This is a genomic window from Rhizobium aouanii (assembly GCF_037002925.1).
GTDB lineage: Bacteria > Pseudomonadota > Alphaproteobacteria > Rhizobiales > Rhizobiaceae > Rhizobium > Rhizobium aouanii.
Map to the genome: position 1 here is coordinate 23,073 of NZ_JBAMYD010000018.1, position 17,661 is coordinate 40,733.

Consider the following 17,661-nt stretch of genomic DNA (forward strand, 5'->3'; position numbering starts at 1 on the left):
AAAATACAAGATGGAAAACTTGAGAAAATGCAGTGATATCAAACAATTAATCGATTTAAATTTATCGCCTTAATTTTAAATCGTTTGAATGCGCCGCGTTTAAACATCTAGAAGAACTACCTACGATTGCCGGCGAAATTTACGACAATCCTCCCCTTTATCTTTGCCACAATTTGTTCCACCTTTATCCTCCATAAGCGCATCCGGTCACTGAGACCGCCTGGGGAGAGCAAATCCGGGAGATTGCGCACTGATGACGGAGACCAACACCATGCCGACAATCGCGCTCGTTGATGACGACCGCAACATCCTCACCTCGGTGTCGATCGCACTGGAGGCCGAAGGATATAAGGTCGAGACGTATACGGACGGTGCTTCGGCGCTCGACGGCCTGCTGGCGCGACCGCCGCAGCTGGCGATCTTCGACATCAAGATGCCGCGCATGGACGGCATGGAACTGTTGCGCCGCCTGCGGCAGAAGTCGGATATTCCCGTCATCTTCCTCACCTCCAAGGATGAGGAGATCGATGAACTCTTCGGCCTGAAGATGGGCGCCGATGATTTCATCACCAAACCTTTTTCACAGCGTCTGCTGGTGGAGCGCGTGCGCGCCGTCCTGCGCCGCGCGTCAAGCCGCGAAGCCGCCGCCGCCGGCACCAGCCCCAGCGGCTCGCCGAAGACAGGCGCGGTGCAGCAAGCCCGCTCGCTGGAGCGCGGGCAGCTGGTCATGGACCAGGAACGCCATACCTGCACCTGGAAAGGCGAGGCCGTGACGCTGACGGTGACCGAATTCCTGATCCTGCATTCGCTGGCGCAGCGCCCCGGCGTCGTCAAAAGCCGCGACGCGCTGATGGACGCAGCCTATGACGAACAGGTCTATGTCGACGACCGGACCATCGACAGCCACATCAAGCGGCTGCGCAAGAAATTCAAGATGGTCGACACCGACTTTGATATGATTGAAACACTCTACGGAGTGGGATACCGCTTCCGCGAAGCAGCCTGAGCCCCGAGCGGCGCAGCGCGCTCCTGCATAATCTCCTAAGTCGGCATCGATCTAAGGATTAAATTGTGCAGCAGTTCAAAATGTCACAGCGTCCTTTGCGCGTCTGAAAAGACGCGCGGCGCTGTCGGAAATGTTGAGGGCTGCGGGCCGGTCCATCCGGCCCCGCCCTTCGAAAGGGCCTGTCATTGGCACAGTTGGTGCAGGAAAGGGATCTGGACGATGCGGAGGGCGTGAGCACCCGTCGCGTCCGAGGCCGCCGTTGGTCGCATCCCTTCACGCTGATCCGCCGCATCTTCGGTAATGCCGTCTTTTCGAGCCTGACGCGGCGCATCCTGTTCTTCAATCTCGTCGCGCTGGTGGTACTCGTCGGCGGCATCCTCTACCTTAACCAGTTCCGCGAGGGATTGATCGACGCCCGCGCTGAAAGCCTGTTGACGCAGGGCGAAATCATCGCCGGCGCCGTTTCGGCCTCCGCGTCGGTCGATACGAACTCGATCACCATCGATCCGCAGAAGCTGCTCGAGCTGCAGGCCGGTCAGAGCATCACCCCGGTGCCAAACGACGAGGACCTTGAATTCCCGATTGATCCCGAAAAGGTCGCGCCGGTCCTGCGCCGGCTGATCTCTCCGACGCGCACGCGCGCCCGCATCTTCGATGCCGATGCCAACCTGCTGCTCGATTCGCGCCATCTCTATTCGCGCGGCCAGGTGCTGCGCTTTGACCTGCCGCCGGTGGAGGAAGAGAAACAGACCTGGAGCGAGTGGTTCGCCACCCTGTTCAACAAGGCGTTACAGCCCGGCAATCTGCCGCTCTATAAGGAAGCGCCGGGCGGCGACGGCTCGATCTATCCCGAAGTGATGAACGCGCTCACCGGCGTGCGCGGCGCAGTCGTGCGCACCACCGAAAAAGGTGAACTCATCGTTTCCGTCGCCGTGCCGATCCAGCGCTTCCGCGCCGTGCTCGGCGTGCTGTTGTTGTCGACGCAGGCGGGCGACATCGACAATATCGTCCATGCCGAGCGGCTTGCCATCATGCGCGTCTTCGGCGTGGCGACACTCGTCAACGTGCTGCTTTCGCTGGTGCTGTCGTCAACCATCGCCAATCCGCTGCGCCGTCTTTCGGCAGCGGCCATCCGCGTCCGCCGCGGCGCCAAGACGCGTGAGGAAATTCCCGACTTCTCTGCCCGCCAGGATGAAATCGGCAATCTTTCCATAGCATTGCGCGAGATGACGACGGCGCTCTACGACCGCATCGATGCGATCGAGAGTTTCGCGGCCGATGTCAGCCACGAGCTCAAGAACCCGCTGACCTCGCTGCGCAGCGCCGTCGAAACACTGCCGCTTGCCCGATCCGACGATTCCAAGAAGCGGCTGATGGACGTCATCCAGCACGATGTCCGCCGCCTCGACCGGCTGATCAGCGATATCTCCGACGCCTCCCGTCTCGACGCCGAACTCGCACGCGTCGATGCCGGCTCCGTCGATATGGAGGTGCTGCTGCGCGACCTCATCGAGGTTTCGCGCCAGGTCAGGAGCACCAAGAAGCAGGTGGAAATCGAATATGCGATCGAACGCAAGCCGAACGTCAAGACGCGCTTCGTCGTCAACGGCCACGATCTACGCATCGGCCAGATCATCGCCAACCTGATCGAGAATGCCCGCTCTTTCGTGCCGGAAAAGGGCGGCAAGATTACCGTGCGGCTGGTGCGGACACGCTCGCGCTGCGTCACCACGATCGAAGATAACGGCCCCGGCATCCAGGCGGAAAATATCGACCGTATCTTCGAGCGCTTCTATACGGACCGGCCGGAGGCGGAAGGCTTCGGCCAGAATTCGGGGCTCGGCCTTTCGATCAGCCGGCAGATCGCCGAAGCGCATGGCGGTTCGCTGAGAGCCGAAAACATCACCGATGCCGAGAGCGGGCATATACTCGGCGCGCGCTTCATCCTCTCTTTGCCGATCGGCGCCGCAGCATGACCGAGGCAGGTTTCAACGTCCATGCGACGGCGATCGTCGTCGGCAAGACGGGGCTGCTGTTCAGCGGCCCCTCCGGCTGGGGAAAATCGATGCTGGCCTTCACCTGCATGACCGAGGCGCGCCGGCTCGGGCTTTTCACGGCGCTGGTCGCCGACGACCAGGTTCTTCTCTCAAGAGAGGCCGGCGCGGTGATCGCCACGTGCCCGCCGTCGATCATCGGGCTGATCGAACTTCGCGGCACCGGCATCGTTCGCCAGGACCATATTCCCAGGGCGGTCATGCATTATGCCGTGCTTCCGGGCAGCGCCACCGGTGAAGACCGGGTGCCTCCCGAGGGCGAAATGGTGAGCCTTGCCGCCGGTTTTTCGCTTCCCGCATTGCGGTTGCTCACAGGCGTTTCCTCACCCCTTGCGATCCTGATGGCAAAAGTGCCGGATATCGGGCGCTGAGGCCTTCCGGATTGGTCAATCTGCCTTATATATTCGCATTTTTATCTTGCACTTCGGCTTTTCATAGCCAAGATGTGCCCCCACCGGTGGACGTAATTGCTGCATTGCGATATTGGGGCCACCGTTTGTATATGGGAGCAGTAATATCATGATCGGACTTGTGCTTGTCACTCATGGCAAGCTGGCTGAAGAGTTTCGTCATGCTGTAGAGCACGTCGTCGGTCCTCAGAAATTCATCGAGACGGTCTGTATTGGCCCCGAAGACGACATGGACCAGAGACGGCAGGACATTCTGGAAGCCGTTTCCGGTGCCGATGATGGCCATGGCGTCGTCATCCTGACCGACATGTTCGGCGGCACGCCGTCCAATCTTGCCATATCAGTCATGAGCAGCGGCCATACCGAAGTCATCGCCGGCGTCAACCTGCCGATGTTGATCAAACTTGCCGGGGTGCGCGGCGAGAACAACATGGAGAAGGCGCTGGTGGAGGCCTCCGAAGCCGGGCGGAAATATATCAATGTCGCGAGCCGTGTGCTCAGCGGAAAATAACGAGCATTTATGACATCGCTCTCCCGGGAACTCCTCATCATCAACAAGCGCGGTCTTCATGCGCGCGCTTCCGCCAAATTCGTACAGATGGTCGAGACCTTCGATGCCGCCATCACCGTTTCCAAGGACGGAATGACGGTCGGCGGAACCTCCATCATGGGCCTGATGATGCTTGCGGCAAGCCCCGGCTCGAGCGTCGTCGTCTCGGCAAGCGGCAGCCAGGCCGAGGAAGCGCTGGAGGCTCTGGACCAGCTGATCCAGAACAGGTTCGGCGAGGAGATGTGAGCTCCGATCGAGTTCATATAAACATATAAAGACTTCTTTATATCCTTATTGCCATCACCGGCGAAGCCTGCTAAACGGCGGACATGCCGTGCGCTTGCACGCGGGTCATCTTCGCGCCTGCGCCAATTTTGAGACGTTTTTCAGCCTGGAGGCCTCTATGAGCACTGAAAAAGATTATGTCGTCGCCGATATCGGGCTTGCGGATTTCGGCCGCAAGGAAATTACGATCGCCGAAACCGAAATGCCGGGGCTGATGTCCTGCCGCACCGAATTCGGCCAGACAAAGCCGCTGAAGGGCGCGCGCATCACCGGCTCGCTGCACATGACCATCCAGACGGCCGTGCTCATCGAGACGCTGGTCGCGCTCGGCGCCGAAGTCCGCTGGGCCTCGTGCAACATCTTCTCGACGCAGGATCATGCCGCTGCCGCGATCGCCGCTTCCGGCGTGCCTGTCTTCGCCATCAAGGGCGAATCGCTCGAAGATTACTGGGTCTACACCGACAAGATCTTCCAATGGGCCGATGGCGGCCTTTCCAACATGATCCTCGATGACGGCGGCGACGCCACCATGTACATCCTGCTTGGCGCCCGCGCAGAAGCCGGCGAGGACGTGCTGTCTCACCCGCATTCCGAAGAAGAGGAAATCCTCTTCGCACAGATCAAGAAGCGCCTTGCCGCTTCCCCGGGCTGGTTCACCAAGCAGCGCGACGCGATCAAGGGCGTCACCGAGGAAACGACGACCGGCGTCAACCGCCTTTACCAGCTCAGCCAGAAGGGCCTGCTGCCCTTCCCGGCGATCAACGTCAATGACTCCGTTACCAAGTCGAAGTTCGACAACAAGTATGGCTGCAAGGAATCGCTGGTCGACGGCATCCGCCGCGGTACCGACGTCATGATGGCCGGCAAGGTTGCCGTCGTCTGCGGATACGGCGACGTCGGCAAGGGTTCTGCCGCTTCGCTCTCCGGCGCCGGCGCCCGCGTCAAGGTGACCGAAGCCGATCCGATCTGCGCATTGCAGGCTGCTATGGACGGTTACGAAGTCGTTCTGCTCGAGGACGTCGTTTCCTCGGCCGATATCTTCATCACCACCACCGGCAACAAGGACGTCATCCGCATCGACCATATGCGGGCGATGAAGGATATGGCGATCGTCGGCAATATCGGTCACTTCGACAATGAAATCGAAGTGGCTGCATTGCGCAATCTCAAGTGGACCAACGTCAAGCCGCAGGTCGACCTGATCGAATTCCCCAAGGGTAACCGCATCATCCTTCTTTCCGAAGGCCGCCTGCTCAACCTCGGCAACGCCACCGGCCATCCGTCCTTCGTGATGTCGGCTTCGTTCACCAACCAGACGCTGGCGCAGATCGAGCTCTTCACCAAGCCCGACCAGTATTCCAACCAGGTCTATATCCTGCCGAAGCATCTCGACGAGAAGGTCGCACGCCTGCATCTCGACAAGCTCGGCGTGAAGCTGACTGAGCTTTCTGAGGAACAGGCTGCCTATATCGGCGTCTCGCCGAAGGGCCCGTTCAAGTCCGACCACTACAGATATTGATTTGATCGTTTAATATCCACAAGATGTAGAAGCCGCGGCATTGACAAATGCCGCGGCTTATTTTTTGGACGCTCCCTTCCCGCAGATTCCCTTCCGAAGTATTGTTTTAAGACTTGATTCGTGGCGCCGGACCCTGTCCGACCGCTGCGAAAATGGGATGTCTTGTCGTAATGCGGCACATTGAAGGACGGAGACATACCGCGGATGTCGGAAATGAAAAGCAGCCTGCCCGGTCAGGCGGATGATGGCGCTCGCGCCGATCGCCGCTCGCTCATGGCAGGCCGAGGATATAAATCTGCAACGGCACACGAGGCCGCAAAGCAAGAGCACGGACCATTGGCGCGCCTCCTGAAAAGCTGCGCCGCCGGCACGGCGCTTGTCGCGCTGGCGCGGCCGGCTCTGGCACAGGCGGAGCAGCAGGCGGCGGCCTCGGCTCACCTCTTCACATCCTCGCAGGTGATCGGTGTTTCCGTCGTCATCGGCGTCATATCGGCAGCGCTGCTGTCGACGCTATGGCTCGTGCGTCAGCGCGGCAATCTGGAAAACGAGAGCCGGGAAATCCGCTCGGCGCTCTCGGATGCCCAGCAGCGCATTTCGCAATACCAGGCTCTGATCGCCGACAAGAACCGGCGCATCGTCATCTGGGACGGCAATGCTCGCCCCGAACTGCTCGGCCAGCTTCCGCCCGAAACCGGCGCACCGCAGGACGGCGAATTCCTGGCCTTCGGCCTGTGGCTGAAGTCACGTTCGGCTTCCGAGCTGGAAAAGGCGATCGACCGGCTGCGTGACGAGGCGCAGAGCTTCGACATGGTAGTCGAAACCATCCGCGACGAAATCCTTGAGGCGCAGGGCCGGGTTTCCGGCGGACGGGCCTTCGTCCGTTTCGTGGCGCTCAACAATCTGCGCGCCGAGCTCGCAGAGCTCCGGATCGAGCGCGACCGGCTGATGACCTCGATCTCGGCCTTCCAGACCATGCTCGACGCGATCGACATGCCGGCCTGGCAGCGCGATCCGGTGGGCCGCCTGACTTGGGTCAACCAAGCCTATGGCGAGGCGGTCGAAGCGCGATCGCCGCAGCAGGCGATCAATGAAGGCCGCGAGATGCTGACGACCGTGGCGCGCGAACGCATTCGCGCGACGACGACACCGGAATCGCCCTTCCACGACAAGATCTCGACGGTCGTGCGCGGCAATCGGACATTCTTCGACGTCGTCGACGTCAGGGTTCCCGGCGGCTCGGCCGGCATCGCGATCGATGTGTCCGACATAGAGGCAGTGCGCGCCGAGCTGGAACGGACGCTGAAGAGCCATGCCGAAACGCTCGACCATCTCGCCACGCCGGTTGCCATCTTCGACGGCGAGCGCCGGCTGCAATTCTACAATCAGGCCTTCGTCGCGCTCTGGGAGCTGGATATCGCCTTCCTCGAAGGCCGGCCGGACAATAGCGAGTTGCTCGAGCGGCTGCGCGCAGCCAAGAAGTTGCCGGACCAGCTCAACTGGAAAAGCTGGAAGGAAGCAGCCCTTTCCGTCTATCGCGCGCTCGACACGCAAACGGATCTGTGGCACCTGCCCAACGGACAGACGTTGCGGGTCTTCGCCACCGCTCATCCGCAGGGCGGCGCCACCTGGGTGTTCGAAAATCTGACCGAGCAGGTCGATCTCGAAACGCGCTACAACACGCTGGTCAAGGTACAGGGCGAAACGATCGACCACCTTTCCGAAGGTGTGGCGGTGTTCGGTCCTGATGGACGCATCCGCCTTTCCAACCCGGCCTTCCGCGCGCTCTGGGGGATCACCGAAATCGAAGCCAAGCCCGGCACCCATATCCGTGCGCTGGGCGAGGCCTGCGCCCCGTCCTATGACCGGCCGGACGGCTGGAAGACCTTCGCGGAACTGATCACCAGCTTCGACGATGAACGCCGCTCGGGTCAGGGAACGCTGGAACTCTTCTCCGGCCTCGTGCTCGACTACGCGGTCATCCCGCTGCCGAACGCGCAGACCATGCTAACCTTCGTCAACATGACGGACAGTGTGCGTGCCGAGCGCGCGCTGACCGAGAAAAACGAAGCGTTGCGCAAGGCCGATGAGCTGAAAAACGACTTCGTCCAGCATGTTTCCTATGAACTGCGTTCGCCACTAACCAACATCATCGGCTTCACCGATCTTCTGCGCACGCCCGGCGTCGGGCCGCTTACCGAACGGCAGGCCGAATATATCGACCATATATCGACCTCGTCCTCGGTTCTGTTGACACTCGTCAACGATATTCTTGACCTTGCGACCGTCGATGCCGGGATCATGCGCCTCAATTATGCGGATATCGATCTCAACGATCTGCTCGACGACGTCTCGATGCAAATCGCCGATCGCCTCCACGAAAGCGGCGTCGCGCTTGAAATCACCGCTCCTGCCTATCTCGGCTCGATCGTCGCCGATCCGCAGCGGCTGAAGCAGATCCTGCTGAAGCTTCTCTCCAATGCGGCAAATTTCTCGCCCGAGGGCACGTCGATCTCGCTGGAATGCCATCGCGAAGGCACGGATTTCGTCTTCTCCGTCAGCGATCGCGGCCCCGGCATCTCACCCGATATGATCGCGACCGTCTTCGACCGTTTTGCCACGGGAGCGAAAAGCGGCAAACGCGGCGGCGCCGGCCTCGGCCTCTCGATCGTCGACAGCTTCGTCAGTCTGCATCATGGCGATGTGACGATCGACAGCGAGCCGGGCAAGGGCACGACGGTCATGTGCCGTATCCCCTCGGTCAATGTACCGCATTCCGCCGCAGCCGAATGACGACCAGTGATACGATTTCGCTTTTCCTGGAGGACGAGGCGGCTACCATCCGCCTCGGCGAGGACCTGGCGCTGGCCCTGAAAGCCGGCGATTGCCTTGCCCTTTCCGGCGATCTCGGCGCGGGGAAATCCTCGCTCGCCCGCGCGATCCTGCGTGCCATGGCCGATGACGAGGGGCTCGAGGTCCCGAGCCCGACCTTCACGCTGGTACAATCCTACGATCTGCGCATACCGGTTTCGCACTTCGATCTCTACCGGCTCGGCGATCCTGCCGAACTGACGGAACTCGGCTTCGACGAGGCGCTGCAGAACGGTATCTGTCTCGTCGAATGGCCTGAAATGGCGCAGAGTGAGCTGCCCGCGGAGCGCATCACGCTGACGCTGGCGCATGAAGGCAGCGGCCGCCGGGCAACGATCATAGCCGCTGGCGCGCAAAATACACGCATCCGCCGCGTCCTGGCGATCCGCGATTTCCTCGATACCGCCGGTTACCCCGCAGCGAAACGCCGATTCCTGACCGGTGATGCCTCGCTGCGCGCCTATGAGGCGATCTATCCGCAAGCCGGGAACCAACGCATCATCCTGATGGACTGGCCGCCTCTTGCTGAAGGCCCGCCGGTGCTCGACGGCAAACCCTATCCCAAAGTCGCGCATCTTGCCGAAAACGCTTATCCCTTCGTGGCGATCGCCGATACGCTGCGCAAGGACGGTTTTGCGGCACCCGAAGTCTACAAGGTGGATTATGACAAGGGTATCCTGCTGATCGAAGATCTTGGCAGCGAAGGCGTGCTGGATGCCCACGGACAGCCGGTTATCGAACGCTATCGCGAAAGCGTTGCGTGCCTAGCCAGGCTGCACGCCCTGAAATTTCCGCAGGACATCCCCATTGGAAAGGGCCATATCCACCATATTCCCGATTTCGACCGCACGGCGATGAAGATGGAGGTGCGGCTGGTGCTTGACTGGCACCTGCCCTGGAAGCGTCAGGGCGCACTTGCAACGGAAGCCGAACGGGCGGAATACCTGGCGATATGGGATGCGCTCATCGACGAGCTCGCAACGGCCGAGAAGAACCTGCTGCTGCGCGACTTCCACTCGCCGAACATCATCTGGCGCGAACATGAAAGCGGTATTCGCAAGATCGGCCTCATCGATTTCCAGGACGCGATGATCGGCCCCACGGCTTATGACCTTGCCTCGATCGTCCAGGATGCGCGTGTGACGATCGAGCCGGGCCTCTTCCGGCAGCTGATGGATGACTATCTGACGCTTCGCCGCGCAGAGAGCGGTTTCGACGAAGCCGGATTTATGAAGGCCTGGGCGATCATGTCGGCCCAGCGCAACTGCAAGCTTGCCGGCCTCTGGGTGCGCCTGTTGCAGCGCGATGGCAAGCCGGGCTATCTGAAACATATGCCGCGCACGCTTTCCTATCTGAACGTCGCGCTCGAGCATGAAACGCTTGCCCCCTTGCGCGATTGGTGCGCAAGGGCTGGAATAGGCCAGAGCGAATCATAAGTTCCGGATCAGAATGACCATCAGACAAGCCATGGTACTGGCCGCGGGTCTCGGAACCCGCATGCGCCCGATCACCGACACGATCCCGAAGCCGCTGGTGAAGATCGACGGCAAGCCGATGATCGACTACGCGCTGGATTCGCTGGTGGCGGCCGGCATAAAACGCGCCGTCGTCAACGTTCACCACCACGCCGACCAGATGCTCGAACATCTCGGGAATTATCACGGCCTCGACATCGTCATATCAGACGAGCGGGACGCGCTGATGAATTCCGGCGGCGGGCTGGCGAAGGGGCTGAGGCTGCTTAACCGCGACAATATTTTCGTCATGAACGCCGATCTCTTCTGGATCGGCGAACAGCCGGGGCGGCCGACGAACCTGGAACGCTTAGCCGGATTCTTCGATGCCGAACGCATGGATATGGCGCTGCTTTGCGTCGGGATCGAGGATACGACGGGTCACAACGGCAAGAACGACTTCAGTCTCGCGGCCGATGGCCGGCTGACGCGTTATCGCGACGATCCGTCCAATCCCGTCGTCTATGCCGGCGCGATCGCCATGAACCCATCGCTGTTCGACGATGCGCCGAAGGATGCCTTCAACCTCAATATCTATTTCGACAAGGCGATCGCGCGCGGACGGCTTTTCGGCATGGTGCTCGAAGGTCACTGGCTGACGGTCGGCACGCCCGACGCGATCGGTGAGGCGGAGGAAACGATCCGGCGATTGCGGACGTTTGCGTAAGCCATGGCGGAGCGGCACCAGCCACGCATCCTGACGATCCCGGCAGGCCTCTCCTTCCTAAAAACGCTGGCGACGACGCTTTGCGACGGCCGATTGACGCCGATTTTCCGGCACGACGCCGATGATCCGCTATCGCTTGCCAAAGTGACGATCTACCTGCCGACCCGGCGCGCCGTGCGTGTGCTGCGCTCCGAATTCGTCGACCTGCTCGGCGGCCGCTCGGCGATCCTGCCGGTGATCCGTCCGCTCGGCGAAACCGATGACGATAGCGGCTATTTCGACGAGGCGCTGCCGGCAACGATCGATCTCGTCCAGCCGCTATCGAATACCGCCCGTCTGCTGGAGCTTGCGCGTCTGATCCTTGCCTGGCGGAACAAGCTGCCGGAGATCGTCCGCCACATCCATTCGGACTCGCCGCTGGTCGCGCCGGCAAGCCCGGCGGATGCAATCTGGCTCGCCCGCAATCTTGCCGAGCTGATCGATTCCATCGAAACCGAAGATCTCGACTGGTCGGAACTGTCGAAACTCGATACCGGCGATTATGCCGCCTGGTGGCAGCTGACGGCGGAGTTCCTGCAGATCGCCAGCGCCTTCTGGCCGGAACGGCTTTCCGAACTCGGCAAATCCTCACCGGCGCGGCACAGAAACGCCATTCTCCGGGCCGAAGCAAGCCGGCTTTCGGCAACGAAACCCACTGGCCCGATCATCATCGCCGGTTCGACGGGTTCCGTTCCCGCCACTGCCGATCTCATTGCCGCCGTCGCCCATCTGCCGGAGGGTGTAATCGTGCTTCCTGGTCTCGATCTCTCCATGCCCGAGAAGCACTGGCAGATGGTCGCGCCGGAACCGGCGCCCGGCCAACATGTCAATCCGGCAAGCCGGAGCCATCCCCAGTATGGTCTGTCGTCGCTGCTCAAGCGGCTGAAGCTGACGCGGGCCGACGTCACGCTCCTCGATAGACCGGAGGCTGATCTTGAGCAGCGCGCCGAAATCCTGTCGCGGGCCCTTGCCCCGGCGGAGGCGACCAGCGACTGGGGAGCGTGGAAAAACGACCTGCCGGCAGGCGCGCTGTCTTCGGCCTTCTCCGATATCTCGCTGATCGAAGCCGCCAATGAGCGCGAGGAAGCAACCGCGATTGCCATCGCACTCCGGCTGGCGCTGGAAAGGCCGGGACAGGACAGCGAGAGCCGGGCAGCACTCATCACTCCCGATCGCAATCTCGCGCGGCGGGTGATGGCCGAGCTTTCCCGCTTCGGTATCCTCGCCGACGATTCGGCGGGCACACCGCTTGCGGCCATGCCGCAGGGCACCTTGCTGCAATTGCTGCTGGAGGCAGCGCTGCGGCCGGGCGATCCTGTGGCGATCGTCTCGCTGCTCAAACATCCGCTTGCCCGCTTCGGCCTGGAGCGCGGCGCGTTGATTTCCGCTACCGAGGCGCTGGAGCTGCTGGCACTGCGCGGTGGTGTGGCAGAGGTGGATATCAGCACGCTGGAACCGCTGCTCACGCACCAGCTTGCCGAACAGGCCCTGGACAGGCACGCGCCGCAATGGCGAAAAGCGCTTTCGCCCGATGCAGCGGACGCCGCATACGACCTTGCCCGACGGGTCACACAAGCGACCGAGCCTCTGGCTTCGGCGCTGATGCGGGAGCGGCCGGAAGATCGTGGAAGAACAGCGCGCTTCACATTGTCCGCATGGGCAGAGCGCACCGGCCGTTCGCTTGAAGCGGTCGCGGTCGATCCGCAAGGCAATCTCGCCGATCTCTGGTCGGGCGAAGCGGGAGATGCCCTCGCCGGCCTGCTCAGTGAAGTGATCGATACGGACGGCCAGATGGAGGCCGACGGACCGCAATGGATCGACATCATGGCAGCGCTTGCCGCCGGCCATGCGGTGAAGCCACGGGCTCTCAGCCATCCGAGGCTCTTCATCTTCGGCACGCTGGAAGCCCGCCTGCAGAGCGTCGATACGTTGATCCTCGGCGGCCTGAACGAAGGCACCTGGCCGGGACAGACCGCCAACAATCCCTTCATTCCGCGCATGATGAAGACGGAGATCGGCCTCGAGCCGCCGGAGCGGCGCATCGGCCAGCTGGCGCATGATTTCGAGATGGCAAACGGCACGCGCCATCTGATTTATTCGCGCGCGCTGCGCCAGGGCTCGACGCCGACCGTCGCCTCGCGTTGGCTGCAGCGGCTGCTGGCGCTCGGCGGAGAGGCGTTCGAAGCGGAATTGAGGGGTCGCGGTGATCGGTTTCTTCAATGGGCCGCTCTCATCGATCGGGGCGAGGCCCAAGCGCCGGCGCAACGACCCTCGCCGAAACCGCCGCTGGCGCTGCAGCCGAAATCCTATTCCTTCAGCGAAGTCGGCCGGCTGCGCCGAGATCCCTATGCCATCTATGCCCGTCGCATCCTGCGGCTCGACCCCGTCGACCCGTTCAACCGCGACCCGGGTGCCGCCGAACGCGGGACGCTCTACCATAAGATCATCGATCGTTTCATCCGCGAAGCCCATATCGCCGGCACGCCGGATGCGGCAGCGGCGATGGAGCACGTCCTTTCCGAGCTTTTCGACATGGAGCAACTGCCGCCGCATATCGATGCCGTGTGGCGGCCGCGCTTCCGCGCCGTGGCCCGCGCCTTCCTCGAATGGGAGGCTGGACGCCGGCATGGCATCCTGAAAACGCTGACGGAAGTGCGGGGCGGCATGGAGCTGGAGCCGGTCAATATCCGGCTTACCGGCGTCGCAGACCGGATCGACGTCACCGGACCAAACGCCGCCGATATCATCGACTACAAGACCGGCTACAATCCCTCGCCGGCGCAGGCACGCGTGCTTCTCGATCCGCAGCTGGCACTTGAAGCGGCGGCCTTGAGCGCCGGCGCTTTTCGCGATGCCGGCAGCCTCGTGCCGCAGGACCTTCTCTATGTGCGTCTGCGTCCGGGAAGCCGCTTTCAAGTCGATACCGTCAACAACGAGAGCTCGGCACGCAGCGACAAGGCGAAATCGGCGATGGATCTCGCCGCCGAATCGATCGACCAGCTGGTCAAATTCGTGGGGTTGCTGCAATCCAGCGAAAGAGGCTTTACCTCGCGGCTAATCCCGACCCAGCAATTCGATTTCGGCGGCGACTATGATCATCTCGCCCGCGTCTCCGAATGGTCGACGGCCGAAACCGAAGAGGGCGGCGATGAGTGATGTGACCGCCCTTCCCAACGATGACGATCCGGGCGCCTGGATCGGCTGGACGACGATCCAGCAGGCGATTGCCTCCGATCCGCTGCGTTCAGCATGGGTCTCGGCCAATGCCGGTTCCGGTAAGACACATGTGCTGACACAGCGCGTCATCCGGCTGCTGCTATCAGGTGCGCGGCCTTCCGCCATTTTATGCCTCACCTACACCAAGGCTGCGGCGTCGGAAATGTCGAACCGCGTCTTCGAACGGCTGGCGGAATGGGTGGTGCTTGACGATGAAGACCTCGGCCGCCGCATCACACAGATCGAAGGTACGCCCCCCGACAGGCTGAAGCTTGCCGAGGCCCGCCGGCTGTTTGCCAAGGCGCTGGAGACGCCCGGCGGACTGAAGATCCAGACGATCCACGCCTTTTGCGAGGCGCTGCTGCATCAGTTCCCGCTGGAGGCCAATGTTGCCGGGCATTTCTCGGTTCTCGACGATCGCGCGGCGGAAGCGCTGCTTTCCGATGCGCGCCGGGCGCTGCTGACGGCAACGGCGCCTGACGAAGACAGCGCCCTTGCCGAGGCATTCGCCTACGTGCTCAATCTCGGCGACGAATCCGGACTGGAGAACCTGCTCGGCGACATCGTCGCCAACCGCAATGCCATTCGTCGTTTCACGGCGACGGCCGAACAGCAGGGCGGCGTGGAAATGGTTCTGCGCAAAAGGCTTGGCCTTGCGGCCGGTGACACGGAAGACAGGATCGCGGCGCAATATTGGCCTTTGCCGGAGCTTTCGGGCGGCATGCTGGAGCTTTATCTCTCGCTTGCCGACCAGAAAGGCGGCGCGAAGGCGCAGGAGGTTGCCTACGGTCTCAGGCTCGCCGGACGCGAGCGCGATAACGCAAGGCGCGCAGAGTTTCTCGAGAAGATCTTTCTGACCGTGAAGGGCGAGCCGAAGGCGGATTCGCAATTCCTCGTCAAGGCCATGCTCGCCGAGGCACCGCAGCTCTCGGACGCCATCGCCATTGCCCGCGCGCATGTCGCTGCAAGCCGCAACCGGCTGAAACTGATGCGGATGCACGGCGCCACGCAGGCCGCGCTCGTGCTCGCCGACCGGCTGAATCACGATTATGAGGCGTTGAAGAAGCAGCGCAGCCAGCTCGATTTCGAGGACCTGATCACCCGCACCGCCGACCTGCTGACGAAAAATGGCGTCGGCCCCTGGATCCACTACAAGCTCGACCGCGGCATCGATCATATCCTCGTCGACGAGGCGCAGGATACCAGCCCGATCCAGTGGAGCGTCATCCAGTCGCTCGCCGAAGATTTCTTCTCCGGCGAAAGCGCCCGGCCGATCGTGCGCACGCTGTTTGCCGTCGGCGACGAAAAGCAGTCGATCTATTCCTTCCAGGGGGCGCGGCCTGAGCGTTTTTCCGAAGAGAGCGACCGGACGCGGCGGCGCGTTTCCGATAGCGGGCAGAGTTTTTCCTCCGTGCGGCTGCCACTGTCGTTCCGCTCGACCGCCGACGTGCTCGAGGCTGTCGACCACATTTTCAAGACACCCGAGAATGCGCGCGGCCTCAGCGCGCTCGGCGAACCGGTCGTGCATCGTTCCAGCCGCATCGGACATCCCGGCGCCGTCGATCTCTGGGAGATGGTTGCGCCGGAAGCGTTGGTGAAGGAGGAGGACTGGACGGCGCCCTTCGATGCGACGCCGGAAAGCGCGCCGGCCGCGATCCTCGCGCGGCGGATCGCCCATTCGATCGGCACGCTTGTTGGCCGCGAAACGATCGTCGACAAAGGCAAGGAGCGCCTGATCGAGGCCGGCGACATCCTGGTGCTGGTGCGCAAGCGCGACGCCTTCGTCAATGCGTTGACGCGCGCGTTGAAGCGCCGCGGCGATATTCCCGTCGCCGGCGCGGACAGGCTGGTGCTGACCAGCCATATCGCCGTGCAGGATCTGCTGGCGCTCGGCCGTTTCCTGCTTTTGCCGGAAGACGATCTTTCGCTCGCCGCCGTGCTCAAGAGCCCGCTTTTCGATCTCTCCGAGGACGACATCTTTGCGATCGCCGCGTTGCGTGGCGACAATGAAAGCGTCTGGAGCCATCTCAAAAGCTTCGCCGCCGACGGCACCGAACGGTTTCGCTTTGCCGTCGAGAGGCTGGAGCTGTTTCTCCGGCAGTCCAAAAGCCTGTCGGTCCATGATTTCTATGCGCGCGTGCTGGGCAGCTATGGCGGGCGGCGGCAATTCCTTGCCCGTCTCGGCACCGAGGTCAGCGATATCCTCGACGAATTCCTGACCTTCACGCTCGACCACGAGAGTTCCGGCCTTCCCGGGCTGCAATCCTTCATCTCGACGCTGGAACTCGAAGCCCCCGTGATGAAGCGCGAGCAGGACAAGGGGCGCAACGAGGTGCGGATCATGACGGTGCATGCCTCCAAGGGTCTTGAAGCACCGATCGTTTTTCTCGTCGACGGCGGTTCGAAGGCCTTCACCCATACCCATCTGCCGAAGCTTCGCCTGATCGAGACCGGCCCCGACGAACCGCCGATGCCCGTCTGGGTCCCTGTCTCCGATCTCGCCAATTCGCTGACCCAGGACGATGCCGCGCGTATCCAGATGCTGGCGGAAGAGGAATACCGCCGGTTGCTCTATGTCGCCATGACGCGCGCCGCCGACCGGTTGGTCGTCTGCGGCTATCGTGGCGTGCGTGTGAACAACGACACCTGGCATATGATGATTTCGACGGCACTGCGCGACGATCATCCGCATGTGGAGATGACCACATTCTCCGGTCCCGATGGGGAATGGCCGGGCATCAAATGGCGCGTGCCGCGGGTGGAACGACGCTTCGAGCGTAGCGAGCGCAGCGAAGAGCGCGACAGCGAGGCGATCTTGCCGGACGGCTTGTTGCGGCCATTGCCGCCGCAGGCTGAGCTGCCCCGGCCGCTCAGTCCTTCCGGCGCCGGGACGATCATCGATGAAGACGAGGGCGGTCTGCTGGTTGCCTCGCCGCTGTTCGGCGAAAAGGAGCGCAGCGATCGTTCGCTGGAAAAGGGCAGGCTGATCCATCGCATGCTGCAGGCGCTTCCCGAAATTCCGCTTGGCGAACGGCCTGATGCAGCAAGCCGCTATGCCGAACGGGCGGCGCGATTCTGGCCGGAGGCCGAACGGCGCAAGCTTGTCGATTCGGTTCTGAAACTATTGGACGAGGAGGGTCTGCAGGCCGTGCTCGGGGCGCAGGCCCAGCCCGAAGTCTCGATCATGGGAACATTGACGCTCGACGATAGGCGCTATGCCGTCTCCGGCCGTATCGACCGGCTTGCCGTTCTTGCCGATCGTGTCGTCATTCTCGACTACAAGACCAATCGGGTACCGCCGGCAACGGAAGAGGCTATCCCCTTCTCGCACCGGGCGCAGCTGGCGATCTATCGCGAGATCCTGGCGCCGCTCTATCCGGATAAGTGCATCGACTGCATGCTTGTCTATACCGAGAACGCCTCGCTCTTCACGTTGAGCGAAGAGGCGCTCGGTTTGGCGCTTGCAGCGGTCAAGACAAAGTGAAATACCGGACATTGAAAATTCGGCACCGCACCATCACATCTGGTTCAAC

At 62.1% G+C, this 17,661-nt stretch carries 11 protein-coding genes; all 11 read left to right on the top strand.

Annotation, left to right across the window (positions count from 1 at the left end):
• Positions 1-271: 271 nt before the first annotated feature.
• The 11 genes from V8P77_RS27290 to addA all read left to right on the top strand — a co-directional run bounded on the left by V8P77_RS27290 (position 272) and on the right by addA (position 17,612).
• Entirely contained in the window at positions 272-1,006 is a 735-nt protein-coding gene (locus V8P77_RS27290; protein WP_335915297.1) for a response regulator transcription factor, read from the top strand.
• 185 nt (positions 1,007-1,191) lie between these two features.
• A complete protein-coding gene (locus V8P77_RS27295) occupies positions 1,192-2,982 on the top strand; it encodes a sensor histidine kinase (RefSeq protein ID WP_011649861.1) in 1,791 nt (596 codons plus the stop codon).
• The gene (locus V8P77_RS27300) at positions 2,979-3,431 is read left to right on the top strand and encodes an HPr kinase/phosphorylase (RefSeq protein ID WP_335915181.1); all 453 of its coding nucleotides are present in this window, start codon (positions 2,979-2,981) and stop codon (positions 3,429-3,431) included. The genes V8P77_RS27295 and V8P77_RS27300 overlap by 4 nt, the downstream gene beginning before the upstream one ends.
• A 148-nt stretch (positions 3,432-3,579) precedes the next feature.
• Positions 3,580-3,981: a PTS sugar transporter subunit IIA gene (locus V8P77_RS27305; protein WP_003544139.1), complete on the top strand. Its 402-nt coding sequence runs from the start codon at positions 3,580-3,582 to the stop codon at positions 3,979-3,981.
• Between the two features lie 9 nt (positions 3,982-3,990).
• Entirely contained in the window at positions 3,991-4,266 is a 276-nt protein-coding gene (locus tag V8P77_RS27310; RefSeq protein ID WP_003544133.1) for an HPr family phosphocarrier protein, read from the top strand.
• A gap of 157 nt (positions 4,267-4,423) precedes the next feature.
• Positions 4,424-5,824, top strand: a complete 1,401-nt coding sequence (gene ahcY / locus V8P77_RS27315) for an adenosylhomocysteinase (protein ID WP_011649859.1) — start codon at positions 4,424-4,426, stop codon at positions 5,822-5,824.
• Between the two features lie 204 nt (positions 5,825-6,028).
• Complete coding sequence (locus tag V8P77_RS27320) at positions 6,029-8,614, top strand: sensor histidine kinase (RefSeq protein WP_335915188.1); 2,586 nt, start codon at positions 6,029-6,031, stop codon at positions 8,612-8,614.
• Complete coding sequence (gene tsaE / locus V8P77_RS27325) at positions 8,611-10,128, top strand: tRNA (adenosine(37)-N6)-threonylcarbamoyltransferase complex ATPase subunit type 1 TsaE (protein WP_335915189.1); 1,518 nt, start codon at positions 8,611-8,613, stop codon at positions 10,126-10,128. The genes V8P77_RS27320 and tsaE overlap by 4 nt, the downstream gene beginning before the upstream one ends.
• Before the next feature lie 13 nt (positions 10,129-10,141).
• Entirely contained in the window at positions 10,142-10,873 is a 732-nt protein-coding gene (locus V8P77_RS27330) for a nucleotidyltransferase family protein (protein WP_335915190.1), read from the top strand.
• 3 nt (positions 10,874-10,876) lie between these two features.
• Complete coding sequence (gene addB, locus V8P77_RS27335) at positions 10,877-14,068, top strand: double-strand break repair protein AddB (RefSeq protein WP_335915191.1); 3,192 nt, start codon at positions 10,877-10,879, stop codon at positions 14,066-14,068.
• A complete protein-coding gene (gene addA / locus V8P77_RS27340) occupies positions 14,061-17,612 on the top strand; it encodes a double-strand break repair helicase AddA (protein WP_335915192.1) in 3,552 nt (1,183 codons plus the stop codon). Before addB ends, addA begins: the two co-directional genes overlap by 8 nt.
• Positions 17,613-17,661 lie beyond the last annotated feature (49 nt).

Coding starts and splice junctions, on each gene's coding strand:
- addA (WP_335915192.1), top strand. CDS start 14,061: ATGAGTGATGTGACCGCCCTTCCCAACGATGACGATCCGGGCGCCTGG.
- addB (WP_335915191.1), top strand. CDS start 10,877: ATGGCGGAGCGGCACCAGCCACGCATCCTGACGATCCCGGCAGGCCTC.
- V8P77_RS27290 (WP_335915297.1), top strand. CDS start 272: ATGCCGACAATCGCGCTCGTTGATGACGACCGCAACATCCTCACCTCG.
- V8P77_RS27300 (WP_335915181.1), top strand. CDS start 2,979: ATGACCGAGGCAGGTTTCAACGTCCATGCGACGGCGATCGTCGTCGGC.
- V8P77_RS27310 (WP_003544133.1), top strand. CDS start 3,991: ATGACATCGCTCTCCCGGGAACTCCTCATCATCAACAAGCGCGGTCTT.
- tsaE (WP_335915189.1), top strand. CDS start 8,611: ATGACGACCAGTGATACGATTTCGCTTTTCCTGGAGGACGAGGCGGCT.
- V8P77_RS27330 (WP_335915190.1), top strand. CDS start 10,142: ATGACCATCAGACAAGCCATGGTACTGGCCGCGGGTCTCGGAACCCGC.
- V8P77_RS27305 (WP_003544139.1), top strand. CDS start 3,580: ATGATCGGACTTGTGCTTGTCACTCATGGCAAGCTGGCTGAAGAGTTT.
- ahcY (WP_011649859.1), top strand. CDS start 4,424: ATGAGCACTGAAAAAGATTATGTCGTCGCCGATATCGGGCTTGCGGAT.
- V8P77_RS27320 (WP_335915188.1), top strand. CDS start 6,029: ATGTCGGAAATGAAAAGCAGCCTGCCCGGTCAGGCGGATGATGGCGCT.